The following is a 15,412-nucleotide window of genomic DNA, read 5'->3' as shown; positions in this document are numbered from 1 at the left end:
GAACCTGACACGACCGCATCTATTGATGAGATCCGGCCTGGACCTTCGGTCCCTTCGCGGCCCAGTATTCAAGGAAGTCGGCGGTCAAGGGCCCGGCGGGCCTGGCCCCGGCGCGATGCTCGGCGGGGGTGGACCCGAAGAAGTGAGCGATCCAGCCGTCGACGCGGGGGGAGGAGGCGTCGACGAAGCGATCCAGGTCGGCCAGGGAGCAGGTCATCGGGAAGATCTCCTCGACGACGAGCGGCTTGCCGACGTCGTAGGGCTCCAGCGCGGCAATGTCCTTGTCGATGCGCCCCGTGGCGGGATAGATGTGGACGCCGACGAAGTCGAGGTGCCGCACGACCTGCGGCGAGGCGAACGCCGGCTTGCCGCCCGGCCAGATCACCGTCCAGGCGATGTCGCCGACCGTGATCAGGGTGACCTTGTCATGGCGGCGGATCGCGGCGACGAGGGACTTCACCCACGATTCGGCGATGTCCTCGGCTTTCCGGCCGGCCGGCTTGTTGCAGATCCGCTGGACGAAGTAGAAGCCGCCGAGCTCGCCGGTCACCCAGGGAGGCTCATCCGGTCTCGGCTCGCCGATGACCGGCTCATTCATCAGGTTGTAGCAGAAGACCGTCGAATCGCCCGCGCAGGTGCGTGCCACGGCGTCCCAGAAGAGGGCCTGGCATTTCCAGCGGTCGGCCTCGACCAGCGCATCGTACCAGGCCGGGATGCGATCCTTGCGGAAGCCGTTCAGGCCGGTCAGGTCGAGGTAGAGGCCCGTCTCGCGGGCCAGGACGAGCAGCCTCTTCAGCCGGCCAAGCTGGTCGGCGTCGACGCGGTCGACGGCCTTCACGAAGGTCTCGAACTGGAGATGCCAGCGGACGACGTTGGCGCCCAACCGCTTCATCTCGCGGAAGTCGGCCTCGATCCGCTTCCAGCCTTCGTGGGTTCCCCAGTCATCCTCGGCCAGATGGTCGAACTTGCCCAGGTAGTTGAAGCCCCAGGGCAGGAAGGCTCGCCCGCTCTCCGCCAGGATGAATCGCCGGCCGTCGGGCGAGACGCGGATCCGCTCGAGCCGGGGGGGATCGGCCCCGCGCACGGCGGCATCGGGAAGGCTTGCCATCAGGATGAAGGCCAATCCGATGCTCGCCGGCTTCATGGCACGGGATCCATCAGGAATGGGAGACCGGCTCCTGGGGCTTCACCTTGTGCGGAGCGAAGTGCCAGACGTAGAACCCGCCCAGGGCCAGGAGGACGAGTCCCCACCAGAGCTCGGCGTGGTACTCGACGAGCTTGATGTCCTTGGGCGGCGAATAGAAGCCGTAGAGCCCCATCGCCGTGATGATCACGCCGTAGAACGCGAGGAGGATTCCGACGAAGTACCAGATCGAGAAGCGAGAACCTGCGGTCATGGCCGGGTCTCCTCACCAGAAAATGACGTTGAGGGCGACGAAGATAGCGGCCACGACTCCCGCCCAGAAGATGGGCCTGAGCCAGAAGGGGACGTCTCCTTCCCCGGGGATCGTCGTGGAGCCGTAGACCAGTCCCGCCAGTTCCTCCTCCGGCTTGGGCCGGGTGTAGAGGCTGACGATCACCGTCACCGCCACGCAGATGATCCACGACCAGAGGGCGCGGTACATGTTCTCGGCCATCGGCTTGGCGTGGGGCGAGAGGGCCACGTACTGGATGGCCTTCTCGTCGAAGAGGACCCAGACCCACATCAGGATCGAGGACACCGTACCGGCCACGAGCCCCCAGAAACCGCCCGCCGGGGTGGCCCGCTTCCAGAGCATGCCCAGGATGACCGTGCCGAAGAGCGGGGCGATGAAGAAGCTGAAGAGCGCCTGGACGTAGTCCATGATGCTCTCCGACCTCATCACGATGTACGCCGTGCCGATGCTCACGAAGATGCCGATGATCGTGCACCAGCGGCCCATGGCGAGATAGTGGCCGTCGCTGGCCTTCTTGTTGAGGAATGGCCGGTAGATGTCATAGGTCCAGACCGTGGCAAACGCGCTCACGTTGCCCGCCATGCCCGCCATGAAGCCGGCGATGAGTGCGGTGATCCCCAGCCCGAGCAGGCCGGGCCCCATGTAGCGGGCCATCATGAGGGGAAGGACCTCGTTGTAGCTGTGCGCCCCGGGCGTCACCTTCGCCACGCTCTCCGGCACGAGCTTGACGTCGAGCAGGCCCAGGCCGAGCAGGCCCGGCAGGATCACGATCAGGGGCACGGCCATCTTGAAGGCCGCGCCGATGATCGGCGCCATCTTGGCGGACCTCAGGTCCTTGGCCGCCAGCACCCGCTGCACGACGAGGAAGTCCGTGGTCCAGTAGCCGAACGAGATCACGAACCCCAATCCGAAGACGATGCCCGTCCAGTGGATCCCCATCGGGTTGTCCTGGAACGAGCCGAGCGTGCTCCAGGCGTGCGTGTACTCGGCCCCGATCTTCGCCTGCAGGTTGGCCCAGCCGCCGACCTCGATCATCCCCATGATCGGGATCAGGGCCGCGCCGGCCCAGATCAGCATGAACTGGAGGACCTCGTTGAAGATCGCCGACTTCAGTCCGCCGAGTGCGACGTAGGCCGCGACCGTGATCGAGGAGACCCAGATGCTGAAATTCAGGTCCCAACCCAGGACGATCTCCATGACCTTGGCCATGGAGAACATGTTCACGCCGCTCATGAGGATGGTCATGAATGCGAACGAGATCGCCGCGAAGGCCCGGGAATCCTCGCCGAAACGGAGCTGGAGATAGCCCGGCACGCTGTGGGTCTTGGAGATGTAATAGAAGGGCATCATCACGATGCCCAGGAAGAGCATCGCCGGGATGGCGCCGATCCAGTACCAGTGGGTGGCGAGGATGCCGTACTGATACGCGGCCCCGGCCCAGCCCATCAGCTCGAGCGAGCCCAGATTCGCCGACAGGAAGCTGAGCCCCGCGATCCACGCGGTCATCTCGCGTCCGGCCATGAAGAAGTCTTCGCTGGTGGTGGTCTGCTTCTTGAGATACCAGCCGATGCCCAGCACCATAGCGAAATAGCCGACGATGATCAGGATGTCGGAGATCCCGAGCGTCACCAGCTTCTGGGTGACGGCCTCGGCGGCGAGGGGGAGTGGGAGTGGGAGCGAGAACGCGAGCGACGGCATCATCGGCCTCCTCGGTCAGTGGGCCTGGTCGGGGATCTCGGTCGCGCCCCGACGGCCCAGCCATATCATGAAGGCGCCGAAGAAGGACATGACGATGCCCCACCAGAGATTGATGTTCAGGCCCAGCGAACGGTCATACATATTCGGGTTTGAGAAATGCGTCCAGAGTCCATAGAGGACCAGCAGCCCGCCCAGGATGGCGAACAGCAGGCCGATCGGCAGGCGGATATCCAGGTTCATGAGGGGCGGAGCCTCGTCGGTCTCAGTAGAAGAGGAAATTGAGGGCCAGGGTCATGCCGAGCACGAGCAGCCCCAGGGCCACGGGGCGCTGATACCACGTCAGGTGCCCCTCGTGGGGCTTGTCGGTGAGGGCGTACACCAGACCGACGAGCTCCTTGTCGGGCCTCGGCTGCGTGAAGACGCTGACGACGATGGTCACCAGGAAGCACGTAACCCAGGCGGCGATGGCCATCCAGAAGTTCTGTGCCATGTCGGTGGGGAACGAGTAGACCGGCCCCGCGCCGAAGAGGCCGGTGATCCAGCCTCCCTTGATCCCGGCCGAGCTGCCGGCGGGGAGGTTCAACCCGTGGAAGATCGCCGCGGCCCCGGTGCCAGAGAGAAGCCCCCAGAACGCGCCGTCGCCGCTGGCCCGCTTCCAGAACATGCCCAGCAGGAACGTGGCGAACAGCGGCGCGTTCACGAACCCGAAGACGAGCTGGAGGGCGTCCATGATGTTGTTGAACCGCGACGCCAGGTAGGCCGCCCCGATCGAGATCACGGTGCCGAAGAGCGTGGCGAACCGGCCCATCCAGAGGTAATGGTTGTCCGTGGCCCCGGGGTGGACGTAGGCCTTGTAGATGTCATACGTCCAGACGGTGTTGAACGCCGTGACGTTGCCCGCCATCCCCGACATGAAGCTCGCCAGCAGCGCCGTCAGGCCCAGGCCCAGGATCCCCGTCGGGAAGTAGTGGAGCAGCATCCGCGGGATCGCCATGTCGTAGTCGGGGACCGGCTTGCCCGCCTTGTCCAACTCGAGCTCGCCGGTGTAGTAGTCCACCTTGGCCGGGATCAGCCCCTGGATGGCGGGCGCCTCCGCGACCCCGCCCTTGACCGCCTCGCCCGCGGGCGCGGCCGGCGTCGGGAGGGCGATGGCCAGCAGGCCGGGGAGGATGACCAGGAACGGGAAGAACATCTTCGGCACGGCCGCGATCAGCGGCGTCCGGCGGGCCGAGGTCATCGAGTCCGCGGCCATCGCCCGCTGGACCACCAGGAAGTCGGTGCACCAGTAGCCGAACGAGAGGACGAAGCCCAGGCCCATCACCAGGCCGAACCACTCCACGCCCAGCGGGTTCGTGTCCGCGTGGCCCATGCCGACCCACGTGTGGGTGAACTCGGACTTGCCCATGCCGTCGAGCGTGGTCCTCAGGCCCGACCATCCGCCCACGTTCTTGAGCCCCAGCAGCACCAGCGGCAGGAACCCGGCCACGATCAGGAAGAACTGGAGCACCTCGTTGTAGATCGCGCTCGTCAGCCCCCCCAGGTAGACGTAGCCGAGCACGATCACCGCGGAGAGGACGATGCTCGCGTGGAAGATCCAGTCGCGCGAGAGCCCCATCGCCAGCACGGGGGCATCGAACAGGTGCAGGAGCATGATCAGCTTGGCCATCGCGTACATCGAGATGCCGCTCGAGAAGACCGTCATCACGGCGAACGTGATGGCGTTCAATCCGCGCGTCTTCTCGTCGAACCGGAGCCGCAAGTATTCGGGCACGGAGTGGGCCCGCGAGCCGTAGTAGAAGGGCATCATGAACAGGCCGACGAAGACCATGGCCGGGATGGCGCCCACCCAGTAGAAGTGGCTGGTGGCGATCCCGTACTTGGCCCCGGAGGCGGCCATGCCGATGACCTCCTGCGCCCCCAGGTTCGCGGAGATGAACGCCAGGCCCGCCACCCAGGCCGGGATCGACCGGCCGGAGAGGAAGAAGTCCTCGCTCGTCTTCATGAACCGCTTGAGGGCCACGCCGATCCCCAGCACGAAGGCCAGGTAGATCAGCATGATCAGGTAGTCAATCCACGCGAGTGAAGTCGTCATGCTCAATTCCTGCCGTCAGCCGCGCCGCTGACCGCGCGTCGCGTCGGAGGGGAGTTCATCGAATGGGAACGGATCGGAAAATAGGTCTGGCATTATGACCGTGCGGTGGCGTCATCTCAACACGCCAGCCCCCCGCGCGGGGCCGGATTCGCTCCGGGCCCGCGCGGGGAGTTCGCTCGGCTCACTTCGCCGAGAACTTGAAGACGGTCGTCTCCCGGAAGGCCTGGCCCGGCTCGAGGACCGCCGAGGGGAAATTCGGGTGGTGGATCGAGTCGGGGTAGTGCTGCGACTCGAGGCAGAACCCGGCGTACTGGCGATAGGCGATCCCGTCCTTGCCGACGACGGTGCCGTCGAGGAAATTGCCGGTGTAGAACTGGACGCCGGGCTGGGTCGTGAACATCTCGAGGATCCGGCCGGTCTTGGGGTCGTGGACCCGGGCGCCCAGGGCCAGCGACCTGTCCCGGCTGTTGAGGACGAAGTTGTGGTCGTAGCCCACCGGGTCCGCCTTGATCCCCTTGATGTCCTGGCCGATCGGCTTGGCCTTGCGGAAGTCGAGCGGCGTGCCGGCGACCTCGGCGATCTCGCCGGTCGGGATCAGGGTGTCGTCGACCGGGGTGTACCTGTCGGCGATCAACTGGACATCGTGGTCGAGGATGGACTCCGTCGACCTGCCGGCGAGGTTGAAGTAGCTGTGATTCGAGAGGTTGATCGGCGTCGCCCTGTCCGTGGTCGCGGTGTAGTCGATCTTCAGCCCGTTGTCGGCCGTGACGGTGAACTGCACGGTCACGTCGAGATTGCCGGGGTAGCCTTCCTCGCCGTCCGCCGACCGGTAGCTCATCCTGACCGACGGCCCGTCGTCGGTCTTGACCTCCTCGGCCTTCCAGACCTTCTTGTCGAAGCCCTTGAGGCCGCCGTGGAGGGCGTTCGGCCCGTTGTTGATCGCGAGCTTGTAGTCCTGACCGTTCAGGGTAAATGTCCCCTTGGCGATCCGGTTGGCCACTCGACCGACCGTGGCGCCGAAGAAGGGGTGCTTGCCCAGGTAGCCCTCGAGGTTCTCGAAGCCCAGGGCGATGTCGCCGAGCTTGCCGTTGCGGTCCGGGGTGCTGATCTCGGTGATGATCCCCCCGTAGTTGGTGACCTTGACGGTGATCTGGCCGTTCTTCAGCACGTAGAGGTCCACCGGCGTGCCGTCCGGGGTCTTCCCGAATTCCATCTTCGTCAGGCTCCCAGAAGAGGCCGCCGCCGCGGGCGACGGGTGCGAGGAGAGGCCCCACAGGCAGAATCCGCCGGCGATGACGAACGCCCGCCAGGCGGACCTTGTGTTCCCGTTCATCAACAAACTCCTGGACGTGTCACTGGCTCACGAAGGGTATTTCATCCGAGGCCGGCGTCCCGCGAGGGGCAGCCCGACCCAGGCCGCGCACCGTCGAGGCCCCCATCCTCCCTTGCGCAGGGCGCAAAAGCAACCGACCAGCGACCCGCCCGCGGAGGCTCCCCCGCACCGGCCGCCCTTGAAAAATCGGCGGCTCGCCCGGATGATCGAATGGGGAGGTGGCCCGGACGTCATGGGCCGTCCGGGAGCGGGGGTGCGGGCTCGATGCGCTGGATTGACAGGGTCTACGGCGAGGTCTCGATCGACGATCCGGGCGTCCTGGGCGTCATCGAATCGCCCACGTTCCGGCGGCTGCGAGGCGTCCGGCAGGCCGGGCCGTCGGCCATCGCCTTCCCCTTCAAGAACGTCACCCGGTTCGAGCACAGCCTCGGGGTGCATCACCTCCTGAACCGCCTCGGCGCCGGCCCGCGGGAGCGGATGGCCGGCCTGCTCCACGACATCTCGCACACCGCCTTCTCGCACGCGGTGGACTTCCTGATCACGTCCGACGAGCAGGACCATCACGAGGGCCTCAAGCCGGTCCTCCTCCGCCGGCCGGACCTCGCCCGCGCGATCGAACGCGCCAGGTTCCGCCCCGAGGACTTCTTCGACGACTCGCGCTATCCGCTCCTGGAGCGCCCCCTTCCCTGGCTCTGTGCCGACCGGCTGGACTACTTCCTCCGCGACGGCCTGGCCTGCGGCGAGCTGGGCAGATCGGACGCCGCGTCCATCCTCGACCACCTCGACGTCGCGGACTCGACCATCGTCCTCACGGACGTCGACGTCGCCCGCCGCACCGCCGCGCTCTTCGCCGAGATGAATCGAAAGTGGTGGGCCAGCCCGACCGAGGCGTTCATCTACAACGAGTTCGCCGACGCCCTCCGCGAGGGCCTCCGCGCCGGCATCCTCCACGACGCGGACCTCCTCTCGGAGGACGATCTCGTGCTGGCCCGCCTGGATGCCTCGGCCAACACCCTCATCGCCGCCAAGCTGGCGAGCATCCGCCACTTCGACCCTTCCCTCGCGGAAGGCTATGCCCCCCGGGTCGTCCCCAAGCAGCGCTGGCTCGACCCGCCCGTGAAGGTGGACGGCACGGTGCGGCTGCTCTCCGAGTGGGCCTGATCAGGGGGGTGAACCCTCGGCCGACGACCGGCTTCCCCGCGACTCGGACGACCGGATCGGCGGGTACTGGATGGTGATGTGGACGTTCCGCGACGGGTCGGGCTCGGGGAAGTCGGCCCGGGAGTGGACGCCGCGCGACTCCTTCCGTTCGGCGGCGGCGGCGATCATCAGCCGGGCGGTGATGAGCATGTTCTGCATCGCCCAGCCGGCCGGGTCGTCGAAGATCTGGGGGAGGACGTAGCGGCACCAGTGGTCCACCTGCACCGCCGCGTCCTGGAGGCCCGAGGCGTCGCGGGTGATCCCCATCTGTCGCCACATCAGGCCGCGGAGCGACTTGCGAAGGTCGTCCAGGTCGATCCGCGCCCGGTTGTCGCGGCTCGGCCGCGAGGCGGCCATGACGGGCGGGACCTCGAGCCGCCACGGCCCGGATTCGTCGAGCGTGTGGACGATATCCTCCGCCACCCTGGCCCCGTAGACGAGGCCCTCAAGCAGGCTGTTGGACGCCAGCCGATTGGCCCCGTGGAGGCCGGAGCTGGAGACCTCGCCCGCGGCCCAGAGGCCGGGCATGCTCGTCCGCCCGAGCTCGTTCACCGTCGCCCCGCCGATCATGTAGTGGGCCCCGGGGCAGACGGGAATCCGGTCCTTCGTGATGTCCAGGTCGAAGCTCTGGCAGAGCCGATCGATGCCCGGGAACCTCGATCGGATGTAGGTCGGGTCCAGGTGCGAGAGCTCCAAGTAGACGTTCGGGTGGCGAGTCTTCGCCATCTGGCGGGCGATGGCCAGTGAGACGTCGTCGCGCGGGGCGAGCTCGGCCAGCGGGTGGGCGTCCGGCATGAACCGATACCCGTCCTTGTCGACGAGGTGGGCCCCCTCGCCGCGGAGGGCCTCCGTCAGCAGGTGCCGGGCGGAGCCGGCCATGTAGAGGACGGTCGGGTGGAACTGCATGAACTCCATGTCGCGGAGCTCGACCCCCGCGCGGTAGGCCATGGCATGGCCGTCGGCCGTGGCGATCGGCGGGTTGGTCGTCTCGCGATAGAGCTGCCCCGCGCCGCCGGTCGCCAGGACCACGGCCCGCGCCCAGACGAGCGCGAACCCGCGCCGCTTGTCCCAGACGAGTACGCCCCGGCACCGGCCTTCGTGGGTCAGCAGGTCGATGGTCGAGCAGTTCTGCCAGATCCGGATCGACCGGTGGGCGCGGGCCTGGTGGATCATCGCCCGCATGATCTCGCGGCCCGTCTCGTCGCCGAGCGCGTGGGCGATCCGGGCGTGCGAGTGGCCCCCTTCGCGGCCGAGCAGTACATGGCCGTCCGCCTCGTCGAAGTGGGTGCCCCAGCGGATCAGCTCGCGGATCCGCTCGGGGGCCTCGCGGACGACCATCTCCACGACCTCGAAGTCGCAGAGCCCCTTGCCGGCGGCAAGCGTGTCGGCGATGTGGTTGTCGAACCGATCCTCCGGATCGAGGACCCCCGCGATTCCCCCCTGGGCATAGTTGCTGTTGCTCTCGCGGACCTCATCCTTGGTGACCACGAGCGTCCGGAACTCCTCCGGGACGCCGAGCGCCGCGCGCAGGCCGGCGATGCCGCCCCCCACGATCAGGACGTCCGTGAAGTGGTGGGGCAATTCGCGAGGATCGAAGCCGACAAGGTATCGGCGAGGCAGGGCCAGTGGGCAGAGCATGAGAATTACGATACGAAGTGGAGGCCGCGAAGACAAATGGTGGCAGGGCAGACACGAATGTCTGCCCCCCGATTCGGTGGCCCGCCATGGAGGGGAGACTCCGGGGGAGAGGCATTCCTGCCTCTTCCCCAGCGAGGGTCCTCACCCCGGCGGCCGGAGATCCCTCACTTCTGCCCCGCCGGTGGCGTGGTCGCCGGTGCGGCCGGGTTGGCGGCGGCCGGCCGGTTGGCCGTCGCGTTGCGAGAGCGGGCGAGCGACCGCGTGTAGCTCTCCATCCGGGACCGAAATTCCGGGGGCGGGGCGAACCGCAGGCCCTCGGCGTTGTCGCGGACGTCGTCCTTGGCCATCTCACCCCGATTGAGGGCGTTCTTGGTGGAGAACCGGGTCTGCGGCTGGAAGCCCGGAAGGTTGGCGGCCGGCTTGTCGCTCGCCTCGTGCTCGCCCGGCTTGATGTCGATCTCCCGGCCGGGGCCGGCGGGGGCGGACTTCGCGCCCTCGAACTTCTTGACGAACTGTTCCATCTGCGAGCGGGTCATGCCCAGGTCCTTCTCGAGATCGGGGGTCACCGCATCCTTCTCGAGCAGGTCCTTGACCGTGCGGATCACCAGGTCGGACTGGGGCTTGCCGTCGGGGGCCAGGTCATCGGGCGGTGCGTTTTCGGGCTCCTGGGCCCTCGGCGACGGCTTGCTGGTGTCCTCGGCGGCCCCGTTCTGATCGGTCCCGATCGTCCCGGGTCCGGGACCGCCGCCCATCGGCGTTCGCCCCGCCTGGCCGCCCGTTTTCGCACCGCTGCCGGGCTGACCCGTCTGCGAACCTCCCTGGTTGGCCTGCGCGCCCGCTCCGGACGACGGATTACCTTCGGACGATTCACCGCCGGGCTGACCACCCTTGCCGGACTCGCCACCAGGCTGCCCACCCTTGGTGGACTCACCCCCGGGCTGACCACCCTTGCCGGACTCGCCACCAGGCTGACCGCCCTTGCCGGACTCGCCGCCGGGCTGACCGCCCTTGCCGGACTCGCCACCGGGCTCGCCGCCCTTGCCGGACTCGCCGCCGGGCTGACCGCCCTTGCCGGACTCGCCGCCGGGCTGACCGCCCTTGCCGGACTCGCCGCCGGGCTGGCCGCCCTTGCCGGACTCACCGCCGGGCTGACCGCCCTTGCCGGACTCACCGCCGGGCTGGCCTCCCTTGCTGGACTCGCCACCGGGCTGACCGCCCTTGCCGGACTCGCCGCCAGGTTGGCCACCCTTGGTGGACTCACCGCCAGGCTGGCCCCCCTGGGTGGACTCGCCGCCGGGCTTCTGCCCACCCGTGGGATTCCCCTTTTGAGTCGAGGAGTTCGACCCGGCCTCGGGCTGTCCGCTGTTCTGGTTGGGCATGCCCTGGTTCGGCGGCTCTGGCCGGCGCTGGTCGGGCTGCGGCTGGTCGGGCTGTGACTGTTCCTGCGGCGGCTCCTGGTCTCGTGGCTTTTCCTTCCTGGTCTCTTCCTTCTTCGGCTTCTCCGGAGCGTCGGTGTATCGCTTGCCCTTCTTCTCTTCCTCAGCCTTTTTCTGGGCATCAGGACCGGCGGCCTGATCCTTCGCGTTCTCGTCGCCGGTCGCCGGCCGATCGGCCTGCTTCGAACCCTTCGAGGCTTTCGGATCGCGCTTCTCGTTGGTTCGCCCTGGCTTCGAGTCACTCCCGTCCGGAGCGTCCTTCCGGCTCGCCGGTTGACTCTCCTTGTTCTCGTCCCGGGTGCCGCCGGCTTTCATGTCGTCGCGGGAGGGCTGATCCTTGGTTGTGGAGCCATCCCGGGGGGCGGGCTGGTCATTCCGAGGATCCTTGTTTGCCTGGGGAGCCTGGCCCTTCGTTGGCTCTCCCTTCATGTCAGCCCGATCCTCGGCCGCCTTCTGGTCCGCGGTGTTCTCGGCGCGGTCGCCGGGTCGCTGGGTCTGGGACGGAGCCTTCTCATCTCCCGGGTTTCGGACCGCGTTTGGATCGCGGGGCATCTCCTGGTTGCGGCCAGGGGCGGGCGGATTGCCGGCCTGGTCTGTCCGGTTCGCTCGTTCCGGCGTACCCTCCGCGCCGGGTTGGGGCTGACCGGTCGTCTTGTTCTGATCGGGGGAACCTTCTCCGGGGGTGCCGTTCGGCTTGCCGGCCTCCTGAGCGTTCGGCTCATCCGGCTTGCCACCGGGTTGATTTCCCTGGCCAGGCTTGTTGCCCTCATTCATGCCGGGCTTCGCGGCGGACGGTTGCGACCCCTGCCCCTGGCCGGAGTTGGCCGCCGCATCCTCGCCCGCCTTCCCTCCAGGCTGGCCCTCGCTTGCCGGGTCGCCGCTGGGCTTACCGCCTTTCGCCTGGCCCTGGCTCGGCTTCCCGCCGGTGGCCTGCTCTCCGGTGGGCTTTCCATCGACCGCCTTGCCGCTGTTCGCCGAGTTCTCATCGCCGGGCCGGGCGTCGTTCGGGGAGCCGTCGGCCGATCGGTCGCCGGTGGAGGACGCGCCGTTTGGCTTCGCCCCGCCAGTTTTGCCGGTCGACGAGGCGGAGTCGTTCCCCTTGCCGTCCTTCGCTTCCGAAGGATTTCCCGACGCACCGGAGTCCTTCCCGGTCATCGAACGGTCCGACGAGCCCGGCTTGCCACCCTCGCGCGGCGGGTTGTCGCCGGTCCTGGCCTGCGAACCCGACTCGCCCGACTGGTCCTTCCCACCCGACGGATCGGACCCCTTCGAGGATCCGGCCCCCGTTTGCCCACCCTTCTGCTCCGCGTCGCGGCCATCGCCCTTGGCGCCATCCGACTTCGAGCCGTCGCCCTTCGCGCCATCCGACTTCGAGCCGTCGCCCTTCGCGCCATCCGACTTCGAGCCGTCGCCCTTCGAGCCGTCGCCCTTCGAGCCGTCGCCCTTCGCGCCATCCGACTTCGAGCCGTCGCCCTTCGAGCCGTCGCCCTTGGCGCCGTCCGACTTCGAGCCGTCGCCCTTGGCGCCGTCCGACTTCGAGCCGTCGCCCTTCGAGCCATCGCCCTTCGCGCCGTCCGACTTCGAGCCGTCGCCCTTGGCGCCGTCCGACTTCGAGCCGTCGCCCTTCGCGCCGTCGCCCTTGGTGCCATCCGCGGCGTTCTCGTTCCCCGCGGCATTCGAGGATCGTGGAGCATCGCCGTCCGTGCCGGTGCCGTCCTTCTGCTGGGCCGGGGTCGTCCCCTTCTCGCCGTTGCCCTGGGACTGGCCGGAGTTGCCGTCCTGGGACGTGTTGGAGCCGCCGCCGGTCGTACCGGAGCTCTTGCCGGTGCGATCCATCTTGCCCTGCTGCTGTTCTCCGCCCTTGTTCGGGTTGGACTGGGCGGCGGCGGAGTCCTGCTTTTCCTGGCCGCGATCATCCGCGGAAGCCGGCTCGGTTCGATCGCCCTTCGGGGTCGTCCGCGGATCCGGCGGGGAAGTTTGCGGTCCTTTTTTCTCGCCGGGCGGCTGCGGCGTTTTGTCGTCGGCGCCACGGGGCTCATCCTTCGACCCCTGAGTTGGCTTCTGGGAACGGTCCTGGCCGGCCGGGGATTTCTGGTCCGGCGTCATCCTGTCATCGGCCGACTGTCCCTGGGGCATGGCCGCGCCGTCACGCTGGCCGGCCGACGTTGAGGACGAATTCCCGGCGCCGGAGCCTGACGGGTTCTTCTGTCCCGGGCTGACGGAGGTGGACCCGGACTTCCCGTCCGCCTGGCCAGGCTGGTTTTCCTCGCCGGGCGGGTTCGCGTCTGACTTCTCCCCGGGCTGGACCTGGTTGTTCGGGTCGCCCCCGACACCGCCGCCGCCCTGCTGAGGATTCTTTTTGCCCCCGGCGGGCGTGGAGCGGTCAGCCCTGGGCTGCGGTGCGTTCGCGCCGCCCGCGTTCCCACTCCCGTTCGACGCGTTGTCCCGCCCCTGCGGCGGATTCGAGGGATTGCCCCCGCCGCTCTGCGGCTGGGGCTGGCCCGGCTTGCCGGAGGGGGGGATCATCCCCTTCTGGCGGAGCTTTTCCTCCAGGTTGCGATAAGTCGGATCGTTCCGAGGGGCCGGGGGCGGGCCGTTGGCGCCGCCGTCGTTGGTCGTGTTGCCTTCATTTCCACCGTTGGTGGCCGTCCCGCCATCGGGCTTCTTCCCGTCGCCGGACCGGCCTCCGTCCTGATTGGGACGATCGCCCTTGCCGCCGTCCTGAGGGGGCTGCGTCTGGTTGGGGGGTGACGAATTGCCATCTCCGCCGGCGTTCCCGCCATCGTTCGGCTTCTCGTCCTCCGTCCCGGGACCCTGGGCGGCTTCTTGCGGCGGCTGTTGGGCCGGATCGGGCTTCGTCTGCTCGAGCTCCTTGCGCTCCTTCTCCTGCTTCTCCTCGAGCTTCTTCCTGTCCTCGGGCGTGACGGGCTGATCGATCTCGATGAACTGCGAGGCCGTCTCCACGCTGTGGGCGACGCCGGGGTAGGTGTCGCGGACGGTCATCCAGTAGCGCAGCTTCTGGCCGGGCTTGACGCGGAACGATGCGAGGTCGAGGACCTCGGTGGCGTGGAATTCCGGGGCGGCGGGCTTGTTCTCCAGGACGTTGCGGGAGAAGAGCTTCTCGTCCCCGAGCTTCACATGGAGCGTGGCGTCCTTGACGCCGAAGTCATCGGCGCCGGTCATGACCAGGTCGACCTTGACGTTGGCCGGGGCCTTGACGGTCGCCTGCTCGGGCCGGACGAAGCGGGCGGTGGGGGGACGGTCCTGGATCGCCCGGATGTCGTGCACAACCGGGTTCGGATTGAGCTGGCCGCCGGTCGTCCGGAAGTTGACCGTGTAGGTGCCGTCCTTGGTCACCAGGAACCTGCCGACGAGATGATGGGCATCGCTCGGATCCACCGTCATCATGGGGGGGGCAACCGGGAGGCTCAGGTTGATCGTGCCGCTCTTGGCGGGCTCGTTGGTTGTCGCGTGGACGGTGACGTTCGTCCCCTCGATCGCCTCGACCTCGCCCCCCTCGATCCCGAGGCGCGGCGGCAGGTTCACATGCTTGGGGAATTCGTAGTCCAGGCGGATGCCCGTGACCATCGGCGCGGGGAGGACCTTGAGCGTGTAGTGCAGCGACTCGGCGTCGCCGCCGGTCAGGAAATACTCCATCGTCTGCTGGACGTTGTTGACCGTCACGGACCAGGGGTCATATTGCCCGGGCCCCGGCTCGAGCTCGCGGACGGTGTAGAACTTGCCGCCGTCCACGCTCGTGTGGAGCTTGACCTTGTCCGGGCGGATGCCGCTGGTGATGTCCACGGAGAAGGTGACCTGCTCCCCCGCGATGACCTCCGCGTTGCCCGGCTTGATGTCCCGGAGCAGCGTGTTCGTCGGCCGGACGACGTCGGCGAGGAACGCCCTCCAGATCGAATCCGGGGTGCTCTTGGGCGCGAAGGCGAAGTAGAGGGCAAAGACCGCGAGGACCGCGCAGACGCTGTAGATGGCCCGCATCATGTGCTTCTGGTCGACGACGTCACCTACCTCGACGTGCGCCAGGTCACTGACCGCCCGGGCCTCGAGCGTCGCCATCACCGACTTCGGCAGCCGGTCGCGATGCGCCCGCAGGTCCAGGTAGTTGATCAGGCTGTTCTTGAACGCCGGATCGGCCCCCTCGATCGTCCGGGCGGCGTACACCGCGTTGATCCGGAAGAGCAACGGCCTGACGACCCAGAGCGCCAGGAAGAACAGGAAGGCCCCCGCCCCGACCGCGAGCACGAGCTGGCGGACGAACAGGGGGAGCCCCAACGCATGGTCGAGGACGACCTCGGCGAGCAGGACGCCCACCAGCCCCGCGAAGAGGTAAAAGACGGACGTGGCGATGTCCGTCATCTTGATCTGGGCACGGGTCTGCGCGATCTGATGGTCGATGAATTCCTCGAAATCGAGCAGCTTCCCCTGAGGTTGCGCCTGCGTGCCTACCGTCATGACACCATGCTCCCGCCAGAGAGGTGCGGCGACTCGTTGGGACCGGACCTGTATTATACGAATGTCGGACCCTGAAAGCTTGCAGGACCCGACGAAGTGCTTCGGATTC

9 protein-coding genes are annotated in these 15,412 nt (G+C 67.8%); 1 reads left to right on the top strand and 8 read right to left on the bottom strand.

Annotated features, from left to right (window positions below):
• Window positions 1–19 precede the first annotated feature (19 nt).
• From G6O54_RS01280 to G6O54_RS01255, 6 genes are all read right to left on the bottom strand, one after another.
• Window positions 20–1,144, bottom strand: coding sequence for a cellulase family glycosylhydrolase (locus G6O54_RS01280; RefSeq protein WP_165219389.1), 1,125 nt, complete (start codon window positions 1,142–1,144; stop codon window positions 20–22).
• A 13-nt stretch (window positions 1,145–1,157) separates the two neighbouring features.
• Window positions 1,158–1,397 carry a hypothetical protein gene (locus tag G6O54_RS01275; RefSeq protein WP_165219387.1) on the bottom strand — a complete coding sequence of 80 codons (240 nt, stop codon included), beginning with the start codon at window positions 1,395–1,397 and terminating at the stop codon, window positions 1,158–1,160.
• A gap of 12 nt (window positions 1,398–1,409) precedes the next feature.
• Window positions 1,410–3,134: a sodium:solute symporter family protein gene (locus G6O54_RS01270; protein WP_165219749.1), complete on the bottom strand. Its 1,725-nt coding sequence runs from the start codon at window positions 3,132–3,134 to the stop codon at window positions 1,410–1,412.
• A 15-nt stretch (window positions 3,135–3,149) separates the two neighbouring features.
• The gene (locus G6O54_RS01265) at window positions 3,150–3,374 is read right to left on the bottom strand and encodes a hypothetical protein (protein WP_165219385.1); all 225 of its coding nucleotides are present in this window, start codon (window positions 3,372–3,374) and stop codon (window positions 3,150–3,152) included.
• A 22-nt stretch (window positions 3,375–3,396) separates the two neighbouring features.
• A complete protein-coding gene (locus G6O54_RS01260; protein ID WP_165219383.1) occupies window positions 3,397–5,226 on the bottom strand; it encodes a sodium:solute symporter family protein in 1,830 nt (609 codons plus the stop codon).
• A gap of 181 nt (window positions 5,227–5,407) precedes the next feature.
• Entirely contained in the window at window positions 5,408–6,559 is a 1,152-nt protein-coding gene (locus tag G6O54_RS01255; protein WP_205678640.1) for an aldose epimerase family protein, read from the bottom strand.
• A 264-nt stretch (window positions 6,560–6,823) separates the two neighbouring features.
• On the opposite strand from G6O54_RS01255, the gene G6O54_RS01250 reads away from it, so the two are divergent.
• Window positions 6,824–7,720 (top strand): HD domain-containing protein, encoded by an 897-nt coding sequence (locus G6O54_RS01250; protein WP_165219381.1) that lies wholly within the window; start codon window positions 6,824–6,826, stop codon window positions 7,718–7,720.
• On the opposite strand, the gene nadB is transcribed toward G6O54_RS01250, so the two are convergent.
• Together nadB and G6O54_RS01240 are read right to left on the bottom strand one after the other, a co-directional pair.
• Window positions 7,721–9,397: an L-aspartate oxidase gene (nadB, locus tag G6O54_RS01245; RefSeq protein WP_165219379.1), complete on the bottom strand. Its 1,677-nt coding sequence runs from the start codon at window positions 9,395–9,397 to the stop codon at window positions 7,721–7,723.
• A 164-nt stretch (window positions 9,398–9,561) separates the two neighbouring features.
• Complete coding sequence (locus tag G6O54_RS01240) at window positions 9,562–15,303, bottom strand: hypothetical protein (RefSeq protein WP_165219377.1); 5,742 nt, start codon at window positions 15,301–15,303, stop codon at window positions 9,562–9,564.
• Window positions 15,304–15,412: the final 109 nt, after the last annotated feature.

Source organism: Aquisphaera insulae, from assembly GCF_011064615.1.
Classification (GTDB): domain Bacteria; phylum Planctomycetota; class Planctomycetia; order Isosphaerales; family Isosphaeraceae; genus Aquisphaera; species Aquisphaera insulae.
The sequence above is the reverse complement of the archived record's forward strand: the minus strand, read 5'-3'. Positions and strand labels throughout refer to the sequence as shown.

Bases quoted from the DNA above. Each gene is read 5' to 3' on its own strand.
- G6O54_RS01240 (WP_165219377.1), bottom strand. From the start codon at position 15,303: ATGACGGTAGGCACGCAGGCGCAACCTCAGGGGAAGCTGCTCGATTTC.
- G6O54_RS01250 (WP_165219381.1), top strand. From the start codon at position 6,824: ATGCGCTGGATTGACAGGGTCTACGGCGAGGTCTCGATCGACGATCCG.
- G6O54_RS01275 (WP_165219387.1), bottom strand. From the start codon at position 1,397: ATGACCGCAGGTTCTCGCTTCTCGATCTGGTACTTCGTCGGAATCCTC.
- G6O54_RS01265 (WP_165219385.1), bottom strand. From the start codon at position 3,374: ATGAACCTGGATATCCGCCTGCCGATCGGCCTGCTGTTCGCCATCCTG.
- G6O54_RS01270 (WP_165219749.1), bottom strand. From the start codon at position 3,134: ATGCCGTCGCTCGCGTTCTCGCTCCCACTCCCACTCCCCCTCGCCGCC.
- G6O54_RS01280 (WP_165219389.1), bottom strand. From the start codon at position 1,144: ATGAAGCCGGCGAGCATCGGATTGGCCTTCATCCTGATGGCAAGCCTT.
- G6O54_RS01260 (WP_165219383.1), bottom strand. From the start codon at position 5,226: ATGACGACTTCACTCGCGTGGATTGACTACCTGATCATGCTGATCTAC.
- nadB (WP_165219379.1), bottom strand. From the start codon at position 9,397: ATGCTCTGCCCACTGGCCCTGCCTCGCCGATACCTTGTCGGCTTCGAT.
- G6O54_RS01255 (WP_205678640.1), bottom strand. From the start codon at position 6,559: ATGAACGGGAACACAAGGTCCGCCTGGCGGGCGTTCGTCATCGCCGGC.